The organism is Yinghuangia sp. YIM S09857 (genome assembly GCF_051388915.1).
Classification (GTDB): domain Bacteria; phylum Actinomycetota; class Actinomycetes; order Streptomycetales; family Streptomycetaceae; genus Yinghuangia.
Genome location: NZ_JBPKBH010000005.1, coordinates 41,980 through 62,722, shown reverse-complemented (window position 1 = coordinate 62,722; position 20,743 = coordinate 41,980). Strand labels below are relative to the sequence as shown.

The window sequence follows — 20,743 nt, the reverse complement described above, 5'->3', positions numbered from 1 at the left end:
CCCCCCCCCCCCCCCCCCCCCCCCCCCCCCCCCCCCCCGCTTGTTGCGCTCCGGGTGGTCCGTTCGGGGTGGTTCGGCTGCCGTGGTTCGGCCTGGGGCGTTCGGTCAGGGCGGTCCGGTCAATAGTCCGAGTAGAGGATCACCGTCGAGCCCTCGTCGACCAGGGTGCCCTGCGCCGGATCCGTCGACACGACCTTGCGGTCCGCGGTGAACGACTGCGCGGACTCGCCCACGAGGTTCAACTCCTCCAGCTTCGCCGTCGCCCGGGCGGGCGTCATACCGATCACGTCCGGGACCTTCACCTTGCCGTCGCGCAGGCTCAGGACGACGGCGCTGCCCTGGGGGGCCATCGTGGCCGACCCGGGCTGCTGTGCCTGCACCAGGCCGCGCGGGCCGCCGGTGCCGGGCAGATAACGCAACTCCACCTTGAAGCCCGCGGCTTGCAGTGTCTCCACGGCTTTGCGGTCGGGGAGGGTCGTGACGTTGGGGACCCTGACCAGCTTGCGGACGGGTGGAGTTGTGACCTCTCCGGAACTGCTGTTCCCCCGGCCGCCGCTGTCGTTCCCGCCGTTGTTTCCGCCGTTGGTCCCGCTGTTGTTCCCGCCGCCGCCGGACGGGTTCTCGCCGGTAGCCTCCTCGTCGCGTCCGCCGCCCGCGGTGCCGCCGCTGCCGTCGGTAGCCGTCACCGTGGTCGGCGCGGTCTCGGCGACGGTCGCGGGTGCGGAGGGCGTGGCCGCCGCGGTGTCCGCCCCGCCGTCGTCCTCCTTGGCCGCCGCGAACGCGATGACCGCGGCGATCACCACGATCAGCGCCATCACCCCGCCGCCCACCAACATGGGCGTGGAGCGGGCGCGCGGGCCCCCGGAACGCCCGTCCTGCCGGTCCTGCCGGAACCGCGCCGGGACGTCCACCGCGAACGCCGCCCCGGCCGCCCCCTGGCTCGCCGTCGTCGACACGACGCGCAGCGCCACCCCGAAGCGCTCGGCCCGGCCGTCGTTGACACGCCCCGCGGCGTCCGCGCCCGGGACGCCGAAGCGCGACGCGACATCGATGCCCAGCGCCGTACGGTCGCGCGGCAGGGTGTAGCGGATCTCCACGACGCGCGTCTGGTCCGGCGCCAGCGGCACGTTGAGGACCGCGGCGTCGAAGTCCAGCCGCCCGTCGACCTGTTCGACGGGCTCGACGCGGAAGGTGTCCGGGCGCGAACCGGAGTTGCGCACCATCAGGCGTACGGTCGCGGTACGCCCGGGCTCGCCGCGCACCCGCTCCGGCTCGCACCAGGCCTGAACACCCGTGTCGTTCCCGGTCCGCAGATCGGTTCCGCAGCGGTTGCCGGGACAATACGTCCCCAGCCGTTCCTGCCCGTCCGTGCGCGCGCCGCACAGGCGGCAGAAAAGCCTCATCCCGAATTCCCCTCCCAGACCGGCGCGTCCTCCCCATCCACCGGGATGTCCGCCGGGATGTATGGGGGACGTCGGCCCCTCGGCCGCCGGTTCCTGCGGAAACCGGGACACGCCGAAGCATGAGGGATCACCCTCACACCGGCCGCGAGACGCGCGGAACACCCGTCGAATCCCGGCCCCGGGACCGAGCTTCGACGGGTGTTCCGGACGGTCGCGTGCGGCCGTTCAGGGGGTCGCTTCGGCAGCGCGTGGCCCCCCGGACCGGCAAAGCCCGCAGTTCAGCACTTGGCCGCGATCCAGGCGCTCTCGACGCTGTTGAGGTCGCCCAGACGGTAGGCGAGACCGGCCTCGGTGCACTTCCAACTGACGTGCCCATCCGCCCACTTGATGGTGATCTGGGCGCTGTCCCAGGTGCAGTTGTAGTACCAGTCGCCGTACTGCGGCAGGCTCCTGTGGTGCGAGAAGCCGCACTTCATGTAGTCCCGGGCAGCGGACTCGGCGGGTGCCGCCGTGGCGGCCGGACCCGGCGCGGCGAGGGCGCCGAGCGCGAGCAGGGCGGCCGTGGTCAGGACGGTGAGGCGGCTACGTGGCTTGCCGCGCTCGGGGTGGTTGCGCACAAGGCGGTTGCGCACGGGGTGCTCCTTCGGTAAAGGCGCGGGTGGGCGGCGGTCACGGGCCGGGGCACTCGTACGCGTAGTTCGCCTCGATGTTCTCCTGGAGCGTCGAGATCCAGTGGTACCGAGTGGACTGACCGGGTGCGAGCGCCTGGCATGTGGGATCGAAGTGGTAGTCGAGCTGCACGCTGACCCGCTCGATGTGGCGCCCGCAGTCGTTGCGGACGTCGGCCCACCGGTCGAAGATCGTCGGATGTCCGCCGCCCTGCTGGGTGATCACCAGGCACGCGGCGCGGGGGCCGTCCTCGGCGGGCACGGTCGTGGCGGCACCGGCCGGGGCCGCGACGGCGGTCCCGAGGAGCAGCGCCGAGGCGAGAGTGAGCGCGGACGGCAGAAGACGGTGTCGGTGCACGGCTGGCTCCCGAAAGTCGGATGACTGAGTGGTTGGGCCCGCGGCCAGCATTGATTACAATCAGGAGTCGAACAAACGCATGGCGTGAACCTGCCACACGTTCAGGATTGAACAACCGGCGTGGCGCCGTGCCGAGGCGGCGATGGGGGAGTGGCCAGGCCATGGACCGGAAGGCGACACCGGAGACGGGGGTACGCCGGCGCGCGGGTGCGGTGGGGCGGGGCGACGTCCGGGAGGCGGTCGCGCAGGCGCTCGACGAGTCGGCCTTCCACGCGAAACAGGGAGTCCGGCCACCCGCGTTGGTGGTCGCGCCACCGCAGGTCGGACGAGCGGCGGCCAGGTTCTCGCAGGCGGCCCGCCACGAAATGCTCATGTTCGACGACCCGTCGGGTTGCCTGGACCAGGGCGTCCCGGAACGCAAACTGGTGCACGTCGCCAACTGCATGCGCGGCGCGGCGGCCCAGGTCCCGGCCGTACGGCAGATCACCTCGCGGGAGGGCCTGCTGCGCGACGCCCCCCTCGGCACGATCGCATGGCGGCAGGGCGCGCACGCGCGGCTGATCCCGCGGATCCCGTTCCGGCTCTCGGTCATCGACCGGACTGTCGCGCTGCTGCCGCTCGACCTGGACGTCTTCTACAACGGCATGCTGGTCGTACGCGACCCGGTCGTGGTCACCGCCCTCGTCCGCGTTCACCAGGGCTGGTGGCGCAACGGCGACGACCCCGACGGGAACCGCCCCGACCACGAACTCCCGCCCTACCTCGCCCCCGTACTCGCCTGTCTCACCGAAGGCCTCACCGACCCCGCAGCCGCCGCCCGAACGGGCCTCTCGCCCCGGACCTACGCCCGCCGAGTGAGCGAACTCCTGACGCTGCTGGGCGCCACGACCCGCTTCCAGGCGGGTGCGCTGGCAGCCCGCCGCGGGTGGATGTGAGCGGGGGATGTGGGCGGGTCGGGACGCTGGGCTCGCCGGGCGCGGTGGGGTGGTCGGGCGGCAGGAGCCGCCGGTGGTTCTCGGTCAGGGGCGGGGGGTCGTTGTGGTCGACCAGTGGCCGATCAGGTCGTTGTAGAGGCTTGAGCGGGCCATCAATTCGTCGTGGGTGCCCACTGTGGGCAGGTGGCCGTCCATGAGGAGGATTTGGTCGGCTCGGCGGGCCGAGTCCATGCGGTGGGCGATGACGATGAGGGCGCCGGGGCGGGCGGCGAAGGCGGATTCGGCCAGCGCCTCGGTGCCGGGGTCGAGGTGGCAGGTCGCCTCGTCGAGGATCACCACGCGGGCGGGGGAGACGAACGTCCGGGCCAGGGCGATCATTTGGCGTTCGCCGGCGGAGAGGGCCGCGGGGTCGGAGAGCTCCGCGTCGTAGCCGCCGATGCGCTCGGCGAGGTCGCGGGCGCCGACCAGGCGTACCGCGCGGTCCAGTTCGGCGTCGGTGGCGGCGGGCTGGAGGTACGCGAGGTTCTCGCGCAGGGTCCCGGCGAACACATACGCCTCCTGCGGCACGACCGCGATCTCACGCCGCAGCCGCTCCTCGCCGAGGTCGCTCGTCGGGACGCCCCGCAGCAGCACCGTGCCGTGCCGCGGCGTCAACAGCCCGGCGAGGAGCGCCGCCAGCGTGGACTTGCCGATGCCGCTCGGGCCGACGATCGCCAGGTGGCCGCGTTCCGGGACGGACAGGTGCAGACCTTGGACGACCGGTGCCGCGTACGGTCCATAGGCGAAGGTGACGTCGCGGGCGGTAAGCGCGGCGGGTCGGGCGGGGCGTTCGGCGACGGTCGAAGGCGACACGGCGGAGGGATCGGGCGCCGGAGCCGTGCCGGACTCGGCGAGGCGGCCCGCCACGACGCCGAGTTCGAGGATCCAGTCGCCCACGGTCGCGGTCAACGCCCGCAGCGCCGGGGACAGTTCCTTGACCAGGTAGAGGACGGCGCCCGCCACCTCGCCCGGCGAGAGCGTGCCTTCACGCAGCAGCCGGGGCGCGGCCAACAGCAGGATGATCAGCGGCAGTTGGCCGCCGATTCCGACGATCAGCAGGCGTAGCGCGGACGCCCGGGCCAGCGCGCGCGCCGCCTTCGCCTGCGCCTCGATCACCCCGCCCAGTTCGGCGACGACGCGGTCCTGCGCGCCGAGCGCGACGACGTCCCGCAGTCCGCCCACCGCACGTGCCGTGTCGGACGCGATGCGCTCGTCCGCGAGGACCAGCGCGCGGCGGCGCCGTGCCAGTGGGCCGAGCAGCCGGATGAACAGCCACGCCGCCGGGATCAGCGGGATCAGGACGAGCGGCAGCACGACGGGGGCCAGGACCGCGAGGCCGACGAGGGCGGCGATCACGGTGACCGCCAGTTGCCGCAGTGTCCGCAGGAGTGACGCGGTCAGGTTGCGGCAGGACTCCACCTGCTCGGTCAGCCGAGCGACGGCCGCGGACGGGTCGGTGCCGCCCGGGCGGCGTCCGGCGATCGCGGCGTCGAGCGCGCCGCCGACCACGCGCCGCACCAGCGCGTCCCGCAGCGGTTCGACGACGGCGGCGAGGTGCGGGAACATCGCGTACGTCGCTCCCACGCGCAGCAGCATCGCCATGCCGAGCACGCCCAGCAGCATGAACCCCACGGAGTTCCGGCCCGCCAGGAACCCCTGGTCGAGCGCCGCGGCCACCAGCGCGCCGGAGAGAAGGGCAGGCGCGCCCTCCAGGACCGACCAGCCCAGCACACGCAGGAACGCGGCCTTGCGGGGCCGAAGTTCGTCGACGAGGAGATCGCGTCCGGCGCGTATGCCACCCGGATCGACGGGTGCGTGCCGGGCGTTGTCGCGCTGCTTGCGGCGGTTCACCGGGCGTCCTCGGCGGCGGGACGGACCACGCGGTGCGGGCCCGGCTGCCAACTCGGTTGCGGCGCCTGGCCGACAGGCCGACCGGAACCCGGGGCCGGCGCCGAACTCGGGTGCGGCGCCTGGCCGACAGGCCGGTCGAGCGCGCGGTCGGACCCGAGACCGACACCCGAGTCGAGACCCGAGTCGGCACCCGCCTGCGGCGGCCGCCCCGCGAACACCGCCCGGTACTCCGGGTCGTCCCACAACTCCTCGTGCGTCCCCAGCGCGCGGATGCGCCCCGCGTCCAGCCACGCGACGCGGTCGGCCTGCGCCGCCGCGGCCGCGCGGTGCGCGACCACGATGCGCGTGCGCCCCGCGAGCCGCCGCCGGAAGGCGTCCATCACCTGATGCTCCGTCACCATGTCGAGGCCCGAGGTCGCGTCGTCCAGCACCATCACGCGCGCGTCCTGGGCGACCGCGCGGGCCAGGCCCAGGCGCTGCACCTCGCCGCCGGACAGGCCCAGACCCGCGACCGGGGTCGAGTAGCCCTCCGGCAGCCGCAGCACGAACGAGTCGGCCTGCGCGATGGCCGCCGCGCGTCCGATCTCGCCGGCCCCCGCCCCGGGACGGCCGTAGCCGAGCGCGTCGCGCAAGTCGGTGCCGAGCAGGGACGGGTCGGGGAACGCGTACGCGACCGCTCGCCGCAACTCGCCGCGCGCCAGCGCCGTCACCGGCAGCCCGTCCACCAACACCTCGCCCTCGTCCGGGTCGTGCAGCCGCCCCGGCAGCGCGGCCAGCAGCGACTTGCCCGAGCCCGTCGTGCCGACCAGCGCGAGGCAGGTTCCGGCCGGCACCGTCAAGTCCACGCCGCGCAACAGAAGTCGGTTGTCCGCAGAACGCACCGAGACGTTGCGGAAGGCCAGTTCGCCCCGCCCCGCGGGCAGGACCCTCTTGGTCCCGTGCGGGGCGACGGGCACGGACAGGAGTTCGTCCGTGCGCCGCCGCCCCGCACGGGCGTGCGCCACTCCGACCAGGCTTTCCAGTTGTTCCAGGAACCCCAGTCCGAGTGCCGCGTACCCCGCGGCTGCCACCAGGCCGCCGGGGGGGATCCGCCCCTCCGACAGAGCCCACCCGGCGACCGACAGCACCGCGAGTTCCACCACCGGTGCGAGCAGCAGGATCTGGGCGACGGCACGCCGTTGTGCGCGCCACAGTCCGTGTCCGACGGCGGAGAGTTCGGGGACGGGCCGCAGCACGCGCGCCTCTTCGCGGTCGCGCGTCCCGCAGGCCCGGATGGTGCGGACGCCGCCGAGGGCGTCCGCGAGTCGTGCGGAGATCCGTGCCTGGATCTTCTGGTAGCGCTCGTTCAGGTCCGTCGCGTGCACCATGAAGGTGCGCACGATGGCGAGCGCCGGGACCAGCCCCGCGATGAACGCGACGGCCAGCCACGGGTCGAGCAGCCCGAGGGCGACGATGCCGCCGAGCGAGGTGGCGAGGGCGCCGAGCGTGCCGATCAACGCCGGTACGAGCCGCGCAGCGTCGGGCGCGCTGCCGACCAGTCGCCCCGTCACATCCCCTTCGGGGAACGGGTTCCGGCCACCGGTGCCGAGGGCCACCACGTGCTCGGCGAGCCGCCCGCGAAGCTGCGCGGTGAGTGCGGCAGTGAGCGTGGGCCCGGCCAACTCGCCGAGCAGCGCGGCGAACAGGCCGAGGGCCAGCACCGCGGCGAGCGGGGGGAGCGCGCTGCCCGCGCCGCCCCCCTCCAGGATGGTGTCGACCGCCTCGGCCGCCGCCGCCGGCAGGAGCAGCGCGGCGGCGGACGCGGCCGGGACGGAGACCGTCAGCGCGGCCATCGGCCCGGGGGCGTACCGCCACGCGGCACGGAACCCGGTTCCGGAGTCGGCCACGTCGAGGGCCCCTTCCCGACTTGTGAGACGTCTGTGGTGGTGCGGAACCGACGCGCCTGTGGCGCGGGGAGGCGCCCGCGCGTCGGTCCCGCCGCGAACGCGTCGCGTCCGCAGCCTGGTTCTGGTGCGCTCTCCGCCTCACTGGCAGAGTTGTCGGAGAACCGGGAGCTCCTGATTCCGGCAGGAACTCCCGGTTCCCCGGCGGCTGTCCGGGAGTGGACCGGACGCGCCGTCACCGACCGCCGGTCACCCGGCGGGGCGTCAGCAGCCGATCGTGAAGATCAGGCAGGTGACGATCAGGCAGGTGAACTGGCAGCCGCCGCCGCCCCCGCCGTGGCCGCCGCCCAGCTCGACCGACTCGGTCTCCGGCAGGCGCTGAAGGGCCGCGAGGTCGGTTTCGAGGTTCTGCATGATGGTGTCCTTTCGTGACACGGACCGCCCCCCAATGGGTGTCCGTGGATCGTGGGCCGCGTCGCGGTGTGCGCGCGGTTCACCGCTTGGGCCGCTCGGCCGGTGCCGAGGCGAACCCCTGTGCGGCGCTTGGCGGGTGACTCGTCACGAGTCCCGCAGGAACGCCGTGAGACGGGTGTAGAGCTCGGGCGCCCCGTCTCCGGCGAAGACTTCGTGGCCTTGGCCGGGAAGTTCCAGGTAGCGGAAGTCCGTACCCTCGCAGCGCCCGATCTGGAGAAGGCGGTGCCGGAGCGTGCGGGACTGGCCGACCGGGATGACGTCGTCCCGGTCGCCGTGGACGAACAGGAGTGGTGCGCGGATGCCTTCGCAGAGGCGTACGACGTCGCGCGGGCCGAGGGCGTCGTCCAGTTCCACGTCACCGCCGAGTCGGGTCATCAACGCCCGTACCGGCAAGGAGGCTTCGGCGATCAGACGCGGACCGGACAGGAACGGGGCGATGGCGAGCACCCGGGACCAGGAGTCGGGCGTCGTGCACGCCGCCAGCAAGGCCAGATACGCGCCGTAGCTCGTGCCGAACAGCGCGGGCAACGGCAGTCCCGCGGCTGTGCGTTCGCTCACCAGTGTGCGGGCGATCGCGGTGATGTCGTCGAGGTCCGGTCCGCCCCAGGCGCCGTGCAGGCACGAGGCGTACGTCTCGCCGTACCCGATGCTGCCCCGCTGGTTGGGGGCGACGACCGCGACGCCGTGCGCCGCGAGGTGCTGGAGCACCGGCGAGAACTCGAACCGCCAGGCCGCCGCCGGGCCGCCGTGCAGGGCGAGGACGACGTGCTCGGCGGTACGCCAGTCGAGGCCGCCGTACACGACGGACTCCACCGGCCCCACTTCGCCGACGAGGAGCTCCAAGTGCGCGGTCTTCCAGGCAGGTTCGGAGTCGTCGGCGGAAGCGGGATCCGCGGTCGCGTCCGGAGCATTCGCCGCACCCGCCGGAACACCGGCCGCCGGCCCCCCCGTGGTCCCCGCGAGATGCCAACTGCCGGGCCGGTCGGGCAGCACCGTGGCCAGCCCGCTCGGCCGGTCCGGCGCGGAGAACGGGATGTGCAGGCCCGAAGGCGTCCAGCGGCCCAGGCCGCCGAGACAGCCCTCCGGCATTTTCACGTCGAGGAGCGTGCCGTCCTCCGGCCCCCACACCGCCAGCCGCGACGTCGCGCCCCGGTCGAGTTGCAGTGCGACGCGGTTCCCGTCGGGGGCGATCGCCACCGGGCGCACCGTGGTGTTCGGCAGGTGCACCATCTCGGGGAACCGTACGCGGCCCGGGGCTTCGCTCCGGTCCTCGGCGAGCCGTATCCAGCCGAGCCGGTCGCGCCCCGGGGCGTCGCTGGAGATGACCAGCAATCCGCTGACCGGATCGCACATTTGCAGGCGGTCGTTGCTGGTCTCGGACATCTCCAGCAGCGGGTTCAGCGAACCGTCGCCGAGGTCGAGCACGGCGCTCTTGACGCGTCCGTCGCGCACCGCGTCCAGGGCCAGCAGCCGCCCGGCCGGGTCGAGCCACACGCCGCCGCCGAACAGGCCCTGGAGTTCCGCCAGGACTTCCAACGGGCCGCCGTCCGTCGGTACGCGCCACACCGTGGTGACCGGCGTGGTGTCGGTGCCGAGCGCGAGGGCGAGGCCGTCCGCGCCCGGGTACGGCAACAGGCGCAGGCCAGGGCTGCGCAGCGTCGCGACACGCCGCTCGGCGTCTCCGGCGTTCCCAGGACCGCCCAGGAGCACGAGGTCGTGGTGGCCCGGTTCATGACGGCAGATCAGGACGCTGCCGTCGTCCAGAGCCAGTAGTTGCGTGTGCAGTTGCTCCGGCTTGTCGGAGTACGGGCGTTCGGGCGCGCGCAGTGTTCCCGAGCCGTCGTCGGGGCGCAGGGACCAGGACTCGACGTGCCAAACACCGTCGCCGGCCGTGGCGAGGCAGGCGGCATGGTCGCCGTCGGCGGAGAAGGAGTAACTGACGCGGCGCAGCGGCGGCGCGGTGAGGGTCGTGGTCATGCGGCGTGTCCTCCTTCGGTCTCGGCGTCGTCGCGGGCGATCGCGGACGCGGACGCGGACGCGGACTCGGATTCGGCGGCGCCGGAACCGGCCGCACTGCCCGGGGCGTTCGCGCCCCCAGAGACGCTCGTACTTCCGAGGCCGCTCGTACTTCCGGCGGCGTTCGCACTGCCAAGGCCGTTCGTACTTCCGACGCCGCTAGCACTGCCTGAGCCGCTCGCACTTCCGGGGCCGCACGCGCTACCGCGGCGGTGCGTGCCGTCGGAACCGGCGGAGCTGTCGGGCCTTGCCGCAGGCGGCTCGGTGGCCATCGTGTCCGTGCCGCCCAGGCGGGAGGCCGCGTCCACCGGGTCCACCCACAGGCGCGGACCGCCGTGCCGCAGGCGCAGCAGGAACGCGACCACGCCGGCGAGCCCGGTGCCGTACGACGCGGAGATCCCCACCGCCGTCTCGTCGCACGGCACGAGCCGCCCGCCCACCGAGGCGCTGCGCGCCGCGATCAGCTCGGCGCACTCCTCGGCGTGGGCGCGGTACAGCTCGGCCCCGCCCGGATCGGACAGTTCGGCGAGGTCGAGCAGGAACTCGCCGTTGCCGGCGAGCCCGTGGCAGGCCGTCGTACCGCTGTGCCAGCGGGCCCGGCGCACCGCCGTCGCCGCCTGTTCGGACAGGTCGCGCAGCACCGGATCGCCGGTGGCGTCCCAGAGCCGGATCAGGAAGGTCCCGACGCCGGACGAGCCGCTGCACCAGTGCGCCAGCCGTACGCCCGGCGGGTCGTTCGGGCCCTGGGCCCACCACGCCGCGCCGTTCTCGGCGCGCACGGTGCGCGACAGCGTGCGCCCGGCGGCCAGTGCGGCGTCGAGGTACGCGCCGCGCCCGGTGGCCCGTCCGGCGGCGAGCAGGAACGCGCCGATCCCGGCCACGCCGTGCGCATACCCGAGGTGCGCAGCACCCGCGAGCTGCGAATCGAAGTCCTCCGGAACCTGCCACAGCATCAGGTCGCCGTGCTCGCGGGCCGCCGCGAGAAGGCCGTCCGCGCAGGCCACGATGCGCTGGCGGAACCGGTTGTCCCCGGTCGCGTCCCACATCCGCAACTGGGCGAACCCGGCGCCCGCCGCGCCGTGGCACACGTCGGGGTTGGGCCAGCGGACCGGGACACGCAGCGCCATCTCGGCGGCGTGCTCCGCCAGTTCGCAGTCGTCCAGCAGCTCGGCGGCCTCCATGAGCGCCCACGCGGTGCCCGAGCGGCCGAAGTGCAGGCCGGGCAGGGTGACCGGCTCCTGCGCGGCCCGCTCGCGCACCCAGGACGACGCGGTGCGCACGCGGTCGGCGAGCAGGTCGCGCAGCGCCGGCGCGAGGGTCGGCGTCCGGGCGGCGCGGGCGAGGACGCCGAGGACTCCGGCGGCGCCGTACTGCACGCCGCACGGGTCCATCGCGGCACCACCCGGGGTGACGGGCCACAGCCGGTCGCGGCGCTCCGGGGAGATGCCGTCGGCGAGGTGCAGCAGGCCGTCCGCGAGTACGCGGCCGGTCCGCGCGGGGCCGTCGTGGACGGCGTTCCCGTGCGGGTGTTCGTGGTTCGCCCCGCCGGTGTCCTGGCGCGGATGGGCCGGGGTTGGCCGGTACGGATGCGGCCGCGCGGCGTCGCGCACCCGGCCCGGGGCCGGTACGGGGGTGCCGCCGCGCCGCTCGACGGCGCCGAGGTGGGCGCGTAAGCGGGCCAAGTCCCAGCGCTGGTGCGGGTCGTCGCGCAGGAGCCCGCGGACGGCGGGGGCGAGCAGGCGGGCCGTGCGGCCGTGCCGGGCGGCCAAGTCGAGCCAGGGGCCGATGCGTTCGACGGTCGGCCTGGATCCGCTGGCGGTGTCCTCGGCGTCGTCCGGGAGGCCGGGGTCGGCGCCCGTGGCGAGGAGGAAGAGGAGGCCGCCGAGGCTGTACAGGTCCGCCTCGGGGGAGACGGGGTGGACGCCTTTGCCGCGAGCGTGCCTTGGGACGGCGCGCTGTTCGGGGGCGCGATATCCGGGCGTACCTGCGGCTCCCGCGGAACTGCCTGTCTCGGCGGCGAGTTCGAGGTCGATCAGGCGCAGCCGGCCGTCGGGAGTGACCATGACGTTGGTCGGCGCCAGGTCGCGGATCACGAGGCCCGCGCGGTGCATCCCCTCGACGACGGCGATGAGTTCGGCCACGATGTCGCGGGCGAGATCCCACGGGACGTCCGGCGAGCCGCCGGGGTCGCGCGGGTCCGTTCCGGCGTGGCGCATGACCCAGGCGCGGAGCGAGGTGCCGGATATGCGCTCCTGCGCGAGGAACAGCGTGCCCTCCTGCTCGACCAGGGCCACGTGTGCGGGGGTGAGCCCGGTCTCGGCAAGGCGTTCCAGCAGGGCGGATTCGTGGCGCAGCGCGGCGCGTGCGTCGCGTCCGGAGTGGTCGACCTCGACGTGCGCGCGGGCCTGCTTGACCACCACGTCGGCGCCGGTGACGGAGTCCGTGCCGACGAAGACGCCGCCCTTCGCCGAGTGCCGGATCGCCGCGGTGACCGCGAAGCGGCCCGCGACCAGCACGCCGCTGCCGCCGTCCGCGCCCTGGCGGGCGTGCCGCGAGGCCAGCGGGTCCGGCGCCCACGGGGGCGGCGCGAACCACGCCGCACGCGAGTCCTCGACGAGCGAGCCGTCCGGGGCGGCGAGCGTCGGCCGGTATGCGCCGTCGTTGCCGAGGCGCGAGCGCTGCGTGAAGCCGCCGTAGCGGTAGTGCACGATGCTGCCCGGGCGGCACGCGCGGTCGGACATCACTCCCGGGCCGACCATGCCGCGCGTCGCGAGGTCGAGCGCGTCGACGAGTTCGACGAACTCGATGTCGTCGCGCGGATACACCGTGATGAATTTGCCCGATGAACTCCGGTCCGCTTCTCGCGAGTTGAGCATGCGAAGCAGCTCGGTGCCGGCGGCCAGCTTGAACGGCACGCCGCGCGGTACGACGACGTCGCAGACCCGGTCCAGCACCTCGGCCGCGCTGCCGGTGGCGGAGCTGACGTGGATCTTCCAGCCCTGGGCGGGTAGTTCGTGGCCACGCGGGGTGACGGTGCACCAGAGGTCGTCGGTGCGGATGTCCCAGACGGGACGGTCGCCGTTGTCGCGCGTACCGTCGCGGGTGCCGGGTCCGGCACCCTGCTGAGGGTTGTCGTGTGCGGTGTTCTCGTGTGCAGCTTTTTCTTGTGCAGTTTGGTTGTGTGCACTGTTTTGGTGTGAGCCGTGGGCGCCTTGTGCGCCCTGGGCGCTGCCGTGCGCGCCGTCGTGCTCCGGCTCCCGGGCGCCGGCCTGCCGGTGCCGGTCGAGCGCCGCTCGGACGCGCTCGACCAGAGTCCCCCCAGGCAGGTCGCGGGCGGCGCCGTGTACGGCACGGTGCCCACGAACTTGTGTTGCGGCCAACCCTGATACCCCCCTCGCAACCGGTCCGGCGGACCCTTCTCGGTCCGTGGGCCGGCGCCCGGAAACCCTCCGCCGACCACCGTCCATTTGCTGGTGGTCGACTTGAACTGCCCGTCATCCGACCGCTGTTGCCTCGGTCTGTTCGGGACGAGAAAGACCGTACGGTTCGTATTCGCGGCGGCTCAATGAGTTACGGAGGGGTTCACCCGCATGGGTGAAGTAACCACCGAATGTCGGCAGGAGTGAGGGGTGAGCGGTAGAGAGCATGGTGTGACGATATGACGAACGCACGGTTGGTCCGCCCTTGCCGGGACATGCGGACGGGGTGCCGGACCACGGTCCGACACCCCGTCAACTTCCTTTGTGATAAGGCTACTTCGGTTGAAAGCGAATGCCGCCGTCGAGGCGGATCACCTCGGCGTTGAGGTAGCTGTTGGTGAGCAGTTCGTACGCCAGGCTCGCGAACTCCTCCGGCACCCCCATGCGCTTGGGGAACAGCACGGCCGCCCCCAGCGTGTCCTTCACCTGCTGTGGTGCGAGGTCGAACAGGGCGGTGTCCATGGTTCCGGGTGCGATCGTGTTGACGCGGACTCCGATCGCCGAGAGGTCGCGGGCGATCGGCAGGGTCATCCCCGCGACCGCGGCCTTGGAGGCGCCGTACGCGGCCTGGCCGATCTGGCCGTCGAACGCCGCCACCGACGCGGTGCACACGATGGCGCCGCGCTCGTTGTCGGCCTGCGGGTCGTTCTTGGCCATGGCCGCGGCGGCGATGCGGATGGCGTTGAACGTGCCGATCAGGTTGAGCTTCACGATGAACTCGAACGGCGCCAGCGGGTGCGGCGACCCGTCCCGGCCGACGGTGCGGGCGGCGTACCCGGTGCCGGCGCAGGCCACCAGCGCGCGCAGCGGACCGGCCGCCACGGCGGCGTCGACGGCGGCCTGCACCTGCGCCTCGTCGGTCACGTCCGTCGCCGCGAAGACGCCCTTGATGTCGGCGGCGACCCGCGCCCCGCGCTCCTCGTTCTTGTCCGCGACCACGACGGTGGCCCCGGCCTCCGCGAGCCGCCGCGCGGTGGCCTCCCCGAGGCCGGAAGCGCCGCCCGTGACGACGGCCGAGGCTCCTGCGAGATCGAGCATGGGTCGGGTCCTCCCTGACACTGCCCCGGCGACTGCTTGACCGAAGCAAGCTGATACGACGTCACGGAGCATCGCACGGAAGGCGCCACAAGGGGCACCGCCGCCCATGTGGCACTGATCGCACCGGCTCCGGACGGCGGAGTGTCGACCGCCAAGTGCTCCCACCTGGTCCCATCTGCTCCCATCGGGGGCCGTCGGGCCCGTGACCCCGGATCCGACCGGTCGGCGCAGCCCTCGGCGCGGGATTGACCTTGTCGCGGCGTCAACGTTTTGACTGGCGGCATGCGAATCGGAGAACTCGCCGCGTTGCTGGGTGTGTCGACCCGTACCGTGCGCCACTACCACCACCAGGGCGTCCTGCCCGAACCCGTGCGCCTGTCCAACGGCTACCGCGAATACGGCATGCGCGACGCCATCGCGCTCGCCCGCGTACGCCGCCTCGTGGACCTCGGGCTCAGCCTCGACGAGGTCCGCGACGTCATCGCGGACGACCGCTCCCGCGAGTTGCCGGAGATCCTGCGTGACATCGACGCCGACCTGGCCCGCCAGGAAACCGGGATCCGGGTGCGCCGCGCCCGCCTCGCCGACCTGCTGGCCCGCGCCGACGCGGGGGTGCTCGACGCCGACGACACCGCGTCGCCGGAACTCGTGGCCTTCCTGCGCGGCGTCGACGCGCCGGCGTCGCCGATCGCCGCCTGGGACCGCGACTTCCTGATGCTGATCGACACCATGGCGTCACAACCGGAGCGCGAACGCGTCGGGACGATGTTTGCCCCGCTCATGTCCGATCCCAAGCTGGTCGACATCGGCCGCGACTTCTACCGCCGTCTCGACGAACTGGCGGACGCACGGTCGGACGACCCGCGCATCGATCCTCTCGCCGTCGCGCTGGCGGAGTTCACCCGGTCGCACCTGCTCACCGGCCCGACGGGGGAGGAGGGGCCGGACTCGGCCTGGCAGTCCGCGTCCCTCGAACCGTTCCTCGCCGAACTGGCCCCGGCGCAGGCCGAGGTCGTACGCCGGACCGTACGTCTGCTCGGGTCGCCGCGGCCGCCCGCCGCCCCCGCCCCCGCCCCCGCTTCCGAGGAGGACCCGTGACCGCCGAACCCTTCCCGGTCCGCCGCCTACTGCGCTTCCTGATCCGCTACGAGGGGCGCGCGATGCTCAGCCTGTGGTTCTGGATCACCAGGCGCCGCCACGGCGTGCGGCCGGGCGATGTGGCAGTGGGGTACGCGCGCGAACAGCGGCCGATCATCCTGGCGTTCCTGTTCGTGTCGATCGTCGAGGCGGTGGCGTTCTTCGTCCTGATCCCGTGGCCGACCGTGCACCTGATCCTGCTGATCGTGGACGTGCAGACGACCGAGATGATCCTCGCCGTCCTGGCCGCGCAGTCGACGCGACCACACGTGGTGTCGGCGACGGAACTGCGGATCCGCAACGGCGCGGCGTTCGACCTGCGCGTGCCGCGCACGTCGGTGGTGTCCGCGCGAGTGGCACGCCGATGGGACCACGAGGGAACGGTCAAGGTTGCGAACGGAGAGATGGCGCTGGCGCTTTCACACCAGACGAACGTGCTGGTGCAGTTGTCGGAGCCGGTAGCGGTCCCGGGGTGGCGCGGCCCGCGCGGCGAGGCGAAGACGCTGCGGGTGTATGCGGACAGGCCGGAGGAGATGGTCGAGGCGCTGATGGCGCAGGAGGTGCGGGCGACGCCACCTGCCGCGGAACCGCACGGGTCAATGGGCGTGGTCACGTGAGGACGGCGGTGGCCCGAGCGCGGCCGCTTTGCTCGCGCCGCTTGCGACACACGGGGAAATGCGCAGTAGACCCCGAGCCCGGCGAGTGCGCCGCCGGCCTGGACGTGGCCCTTGGGAGAGATGGGAGACGCGAGGGTGACTGCGAAGCGGCGAGGCACCCGCGCGTCTGCCGGGTTCGCCGACTGACCTACCCGGGCGCGGATTCAGTCGGAGTCTCCGAGGCCCGCGGCGCCTGCAAGGTCAGGGTGACCGTGTTGTCGGTGTCCACAGGTGACTGCGCCGAGACGGTGCATTCGAATGAGCCCTGCCCGTCCAGGCACTGCTGATCGGACGCACTGGACCTGGCCACGCCGAAGCCCGCGTTGCGCAGGGTGGACCGGGCACTCCGGTAGTTCTGCCCGACGACGTTGGGCGCCTCGGCCGGTGTCGTTTGCGACGGCTCCGGCGGCGGTGTGCTCGCAGGCGGCCGGGTCGGAGGCGAGGGGGTCGGTCTCGCCGGCGTGGTCGCGGGTGGCCGGGTCGTCGGGGGCTTCGACGTTCGGTTCGTGGTGGGGGTTCGGGAGGGGGTTGCGCTCGTCGGTTCCTCGGACGTCGGGAGTTCCGTGGGGAACGTCTCCGTCGGGACGACCTCGTCCGTGGGCGCTCCCGTGGACGACGGGGCCGTTGTCGTCGCCACGGCTTGCCGGGTCGGGTCCTTGTCGTCGCTTCCGCCTGAGCCGGCTGACGCCATCCCCACTATCAGCGCCACCACCACCGCGACCGCGGCCACCGCCCCCGCCGCGGCCATCTGCGTGCGGCGTGCCTGGTTGCGTCGGGCGCGGGCCGCGCGCGGCGAAGGGAACTCTTCGGGCTCCGGGGCGCCGCTGACCGGCCGGATCGTGAGCGTCGCCCCCGCCGCCACACCCCGGTCCAGCGTGGACACGACCCGCAGCGGCACCACGATCGCGTCGTCCATCGGCGCGCCGTACGCGGTCGGGTCCGGCCCGTCGCCGAACAGCCCGCCCGCGCCCACGAGATGGGCCGCCGGCGACCAGTCCGGCGGCACGGTGTAGCGCACGGTCCACACGCACAACTCGCCCGCGAGGACGTCGCCCGGCTTGCCGTGCCGTTCGACCGTGATGCGGTCCCCGATGTCGCGGCGGAGCTCCAGGACGTACTTGTCGGCGATGCTCCCCGCGTTCCGGAGCGTCAGCGTCGCCGCCACCGTCTCCCCGGGCTGCGCCTCGATCTCCGCCGGGTCGCAGTCGACCTGGACCGCGAGAGAGGTGTCCCCGTCCCGCTGTGCCGCGAGATCCGCACCGCAGCCCAGGCCCATGCAGTACTGGGCCGCCAAGTCGTTCGCGGTGCCGCAGAGTATGCAGTGCACCATGATTTCCCCGCCCCCTGACGGATACCCCACCCCGGGCCGGTCGGCCGGGCGTGCCCCCGCGGTTCTTCGGGTCGGACGCCGTTGTCGCGACTGCGGCGGGCCTTGGGCGGGCCGTGCCGCGAGGCCGGTCCTACCGGTTCTTCCGGCCGGTTGGGGGTGTTTCGCGGAATCGTGTCCAGGAGGCGCGGCCGATTCCCGGCGTTTCTCCGGATGTGGGGGAAAGTTCCCCGCGCATTGTCGACACAGTGACGAAGATCGGCGGGCGAACGGGGGCGAAGGCCGGCGCCGGTCGCGTCCGAGGCGACACGCACCCCGACACCGCGCGGCCCCATGGCAGTTCGCACGCCGCGGTCGCCCCGTGAGGCGTCCGCGCTGCGCCCCGAGGAGAGGACCCGGAGGATTCCCCGCAGGGCCGGAACGGCACCCTCGCACAGCCACGAAGCATCCCCGTCGCGCCACGGACCACGTCCCCGACGACCCCTGCCCCGGCTGCGACCGGTGCGCCCCGTGGATCACGGTAACCTCGACCCGTGCCCAAGCTCTCCGACGTCCTGACCGCCCTGCACGGCCTCTACGACCCCGAATGGGCCGAGTCCTGGGACGCCGTGGGCCTGGTCTGCGGGGACCCCGACGCCGAGGTCCGCAAGGTGCTGTTCGCCGTGGACCCGGTCCAGGCCGTCGCGGACGAGGCCCTGGCGTGGGGCGCCGACCTGCTCGTCACCCATCACCCCCTCTTCCTGCGCGGTGTGCACTCCGTCGCGGCGACCGGCTTCAAGGGCCGCGTCGTGCACAGCCTCATCAAGGGCGACTGCGCGCTCGCCGTCGCGCACACCAACGCCGACTCCGCCGACCCCGGCGTCTCCGACGCGCTCGCCCGGGCCCTCGGACTCGTGGTGGCCGGGCCGCTCGACCCCAGCGCCGCCGACCCGGAGGGCTGCCGGGGGATCGGCCGCATCGGTGCGCTGCCCGAGCCGGAGTCCCTGGCCGCCTTCGCGGCCCGTGCGGCGAAGGCACTGCCGTGGACCGCGGCGGGGCTGCGGGTCGCGGGCGATCCGGCGCGTACCGTGCAGACCGTCGCGGTGTGCGGCGGCGCGGGCGACAGCCTCTTCGCCGCCGCCCGCCGGGCCGGCGTCGACGTGTACCTGACCGCGGACCTGCGGCACCACCCCGCGTCCGAGGCCATCGAGGCCGGCAGCCCCGCGCTGGTCGACGCCGCGCACTGGGCGACCGAGTGGCCGTGGCTGGAGCAGGCCGCGGCGGAACTGACGGCCGCGTTGGCCGCGTCCGGGGCTACGGTGGAGACGTACGTCTCACGACTGCCCACCGACCCCTGGGCCTTCCACGTCCCCAGCACCACCTGACCGACCCGACCCGTCGACCGGTCCCACCCGTCGACCGACCCCGAACCGTCGACCGCACACGACCCGTCGACCGACAGGCCGCCGACCGGGTCGGCCGAACCGGTGGCCGCCGAACCGGCGCCAACCGGACCGGCCGACAGCGGACGACGACCACACGCGCTAGGAGACCCCGCTGAACGCCGCCCCCGCCGACCAGCTCCGCCTGCTCGACTTGCAGGCCCTCGATTCGCGCCTGGACCGTCTCGCCCACCGGCGGCGGACGCTCCCCGAGCACGAGGAGATCGACCGCCTCGGCACCCGCCTCGCCACGCTGCGCGACCTGGTCGTCGCGGCCCAGACCGAGGACAGCGACGCCGCGCGGGAGCAGACCAAGGCCGAGCAGGACGTCGACCAGGTCCGCACGCGTGCCGAACGCGACCAGCAGCGGCTCGACTCGGGGCACATCAGCAACCCGAAGGAGCTGGAGAACCTCCAGCACGAGATCACCTCGCTGGCCAAGCGCCAGGGGGACCTCGAAGAGGTCGTCCTGGAGATCATGGAGCGCCGTGAGGAGATCCAGGGCCGCCTGGCCGGGCTCGTCGAGGAGCGCGACGCCGCGCAGGCCGAGCGGGACGCCGCCGAGAGCCGCCGCGACGCGTCCGTCGGCGAGATCGACGCGGAGAGCGCGGGCGACACCAAGCAGCGCGGGGTCGTGGCCGCGGCACTCCCGGCCGACCTGCTGAAGCTGTACGAGAAGATCCGCGAGCAGCAGCACGGCGTCGGCGCCGCCGCGCTCTTCCAGCGCCGCTGCGAGGGCTGCCGCCTCGAACTCGGCATCACCGACCTGAACGCGATCCGCGCCGCCGCGCCGGACGCGATCGTGCGGTGCGACAACTGCCGCCGCATCCTCGTGCGCACCGCAGAGTCGGGCCTTTGAGCGCGCGCGGGTTCGTCGTCGAGGCGGACGGGGGATCGCGCGGTAACCCGGGGCCCGCCGCGTACGGCGCCGTCGTGCGCGACGCCGGGACCGGCGCGGTGCTGTGGGAGATGGGCGAGGCCATCGGCGTCGCCACCAACAACGTCGCGGAGTACCGCGGCGTGCTGGCCGGACTGCGGGCCGCGCGCGACCTCGACCCGGAGGTACCGGTCGAGGTGCGCGCCGACTCGAAGCTCGTGGTCGAGCAGATGTCGGGGCGCTGGAAGATCAAGCACGCCGACATGCGGGACCTGGCCGCGCAGGTCCGCGACGTGTACCCGGCCGGCCGGGTGAAGTACACCTGGGTGCCGCGCGAGAAGAACAAGCACGCCGACCGGCTCGCGAACGAGGCGATGGACCTGGCGGCCAAGGGCGAGGTGTGGCGGCCCAAGGCGCCGACGGCGATCGACCCCGAACTGGCCGACACGGCGACGGGTGCGGCCACGCGCACCGCTGAGGCCGGGACCGCCGCCAAGTCGGTGCCGCCGCCCGCCGGTTGGGGCCCGGACCTGGGCACGCCGACCACGGTCGTCCTGCTGCGGCACGGCGAGACCGCGCTGACCCCGCAGAAGCGCTTCTCCGGCGTCGGCGACCCCGAGTTGTCCGAGCGCGGTCTCTGGCAGGCCGAGCGTGCCGCCGAACTACTCGCCGCACGTGGCACGATCCAGGCGATCGTGACCTCGCCGCTGGCCCGCTGCCGCCGGACGGCCGACGCCGCCGCCCGCCGCCTGGGGCTCCAGGTGCGGGTCGAAGAGGGCTTCCGCGAGACGGACTTCGGCGCGTGGGAGGGCCTCACCTTCGCCGAGGCCCGGGAACGCTGGCCGGACGAGCTGTCCGCCTGGCTGGCGTCCCCCGACGCTCCGCCGCCGGGCGGCGAGAGCTTCACCGAGGTCGCCCGGCGCGTCGTCGTCGCGCGCGACAAGGTGCTGGCCCGCTACCCGGGGAAGACCGTGCTCGTGGTCACACACGTCACGCCCATCAAGACGCTGGTACGCCTCGCGCTCGACGCGCCCGCGCAGTCGATGTTCCGCATGGAGCTCTCGGCGGCGGCACTGACGGCGATCAACTGGTGGGCGGACGGCAACGCGTCGCTCCGCGTCTACAACGACACGTCGCACCTGCGCGACACCTGACGGAACGCGACGCCTAACGGGCCCGCG

Annotated in this window: 16 protein-coding genes; 6 read left to right on the top strand and 10 right to left on the bottom strand. The window is 73.6% G+C overall.

What is annotated here, in order from left to right; translation table 11 throughout:
• Positions 1-119: 119 nt before the first annotated feature.
• The 3 genes from ACRX5S_RS11780 to ACRX5S_RS11770 all read right to left on the bottom strand — a co-directional run bounded on the left by ACRX5S_RS11780 (position 120) and on the right by ACRX5S_RS11770 (position 2,429).
• A complete protein-coding gene (locus tag ACRX5S_RS11780) occupies positions 120-1,403 on the bottom strand; it encodes a PASTA domain-containing protein (RefSeq protein WP_436772820.1) in 1,284 nt (427 codons plus the stop codon).
• Positions 1,404-1,681: 278 nt separating this feature from the next.
• Complete coding sequence (locus ACRX5S_RS11775) at positions 1,682-2,035, bottom strand: hypothetical protein (protein ID WP_436772819.1); 354 nt, start codon at positions 2,033-2,035, stop codon at positions 1,682-1,684.
• A 37-nt stretch (positions 2,036-2,072) separates the two neighbouring features.
• A complete protein-coding gene (locus tag ACRX5S_RS11770) occupies positions 2,073-2,429 on the bottom strand; it encodes a hypothetical protein (RefSeq protein ID WP_436772818.1) in 357 nt (118 codons plus the stop codon).
• Positions 2,430-2,590: 161 nt separating this feature from the next.
• Here ACRX5S_RS11770 and ACRX5S_RS11765 point away from each other — a divergent pair, with 161 nt between their 5' ends.
• The gene (locus ACRX5S_RS11765) at positions 2,591-3,364 is read left to right on the top strand and encodes a DNA-binding response regulator (RefSeq protein WP_436772817.1); all 774 of its coding nucleotides are present in this window, start codon (positions 2,591-2,593) and stop codon (positions 3,362-3,364) included.
• Between the two features lie 84 nt (positions 3,365-3,448).
• Here the strand turns inward: ACRX5S_RS11765 and ACRX5S_RS11760 are convergent, their stop codons facing one another.
• From ACRX5S_RS11760 to ACRX5S_RS11735, 6 genes are all read right to left on the bottom strand, one after another.
• Entirely contained in the window at positions 3,449-5,254 is a 1,806-nt protein-coding gene (locus ACRX5S_RS11760) for an ATP-binding cassette domain-containing protein (protein ID WP_436772816.1), read from the bottom strand.
• The gene (locus ACRX5S_RS11755; protein ID WP_436772815.1) at positions 5,251-7,140 is read right to left on the bottom strand and encodes an ABC transporter ATP-binding protein; all 1,890 of its coding nucleotides are present in this window, start codon (positions 7,138-7,140) and stop codon (positions 5,251-5,253) included. The genes ACRX5S_RS11760 and ACRX5S_RS11755 overlap by 4 nt, the downstream gene beginning before the upstream one ends.
• A 261-nt stretch (positions 7,141-7,401) precedes the next feature.
• Positions 7,402-7,551: a VenA family class IV lanthipeptide gene (locus ACRX5S_RS11750; protein WP_268823938.1), complete on the bottom strand. Its 150-nt coding sequence runs from the start codon at positions 7,549-7,551 to the stop codon at positions 7,402-7,404.
• A 144-nt stretch (positions 7,552-7,695) separates the two neighbouring features.
• Positions 7,696-9,588 (bottom strand): alpha/beta fold hydrolase, encoded by a 1,893-nt coding sequence (locus tag ACRX5S_RS11745; protein WP_436772814.1) that lies wholly within the window; start codon positions 9,586-9,588, stop codon positions 7,696-7,698.
• On the bottom strand, positions 9,585-13,007 hold the full coding sequence (gene lanL / locus ACRX5S_RS11740) for a class IV lanthionine synthetase LanL (protein ID WP_436772813.1): 3,423 nt from the start codon (positions 13,005-13,007) through the stop codon (positions 9,585-9,587). The genes ACRX5S_RS11745 and lanL overlap by 4 nt, the downstream gene beginning before the upstream one ends.
• A 372-nt stretch (positions 13,008-13,379) precedes the next feature.
• Positions 13,380-14,144 (bottom strand): SDR family NAD(P)-dependent oxidoreductase, encoded by a 765-nt coding sequence (locus ACRX5S_RS11735; RefSeq protein WP_436772812.1) that lies wholly within the window; start codon positions 14,142-14,144, stop codon positions 13,380-13,382.
• A 282-nt stretch (positions 14,145-14,426) separates the two neighbouring features.
• On the opposite strand from ACRX5S_RS11735, the gene ACRX5S_RS11730 reads away from it, so the two are divergent.
• Together ACRX5S_RS11730 and ACRX5S_RS11725 are read left to right on the top strand one after the other, a co-directional pair.
• Positions 14,427-15,242: a MerR family transcriptional regulator gene (locus ACRX5S_RS11730; RefSeq protein WP_436772811.1), complete on the top strand. Its 816-nt coding sequence runs from the start codon at positions 14,427-14,429 to the stop codon at positions 15,240-15,242.
• Positions 15,239-15,898, top strand: a complete 660-nt coding sequence (locus tag ACRX5S_RS11725) for a hypothetical protein (protein WP_436772810.1) — start codon at positions 15,239-15,241, stop codon at positions 15,896-15,898. The genes ACRX5S_RS11730 and ACRX5S_RS11725 overlap by 4 nt, the downstream gene beginning before the upstream one ends.
• Positions 15,899-16,085: 187 nt before the next feature.
• On the opposite strand, the gene ACRX5S_RS11720 is transcribed toward ACRX5S_RS11725, so the two are convergent.
• Complete coding sequence (locus ACRX5S_RS11720; RefSeq protein WP_436772809.1) at positions 16,086-17,267, bottom strand: PASTA domain-containing protein; 1,182 nt, start codon at positions 17,265-17,267, stop codon at positions 16,086-16,088.
• Positions 17,268-17,797: 530 nt separating this feature from the next.
• On the opposite strand from ACRX5S_RS11720, the gene ACRX5S_RS11715 reads away from it, so the two are divergent.
• From ACRX5S_RS11715 to ACRX5S_RS11705, 3 genes are all read left to right on the top strand, one after another.
• On the top strand, positions 17,798-18,628 hold the full coding sequence (locus ACRX5S_RS11715; protein ID WP_436772808.1) for a Nif3-like dinuclear metal center hexameric protein: 831 nt from the start codon (positions 17,798-17,800) through the stop codon (positions 18,626-18,628).
• A 172-nt stretch (positions 18,629-18,800) separates the two neighbouring features.
• Entirely contained in the window at positions 18,801-19,544 is a 744-nt protein-coding gene (locus ACRX5S_RS11710) for a zinc ribbon domain-containing protein (RefSeq protein WP_436773198.1), read from the top strand.
• A complete protein-coding gene (locus tag ACRX5S_RS11705; protein ID WP_436772807.1) occupies positions 19,541-20,716 on the top strand; it encodes a bifunctional RNase H/acid phosphatase in 1,176 nt (391 codons plus the stop codon). Before ACRX5S_RS11710 ends, ACRX5S_RS11705 begins: the two co-directional genes overlap by 4 nt.
• Positions 20,717-20,743 lie beyond the last annotated feature (27 nt).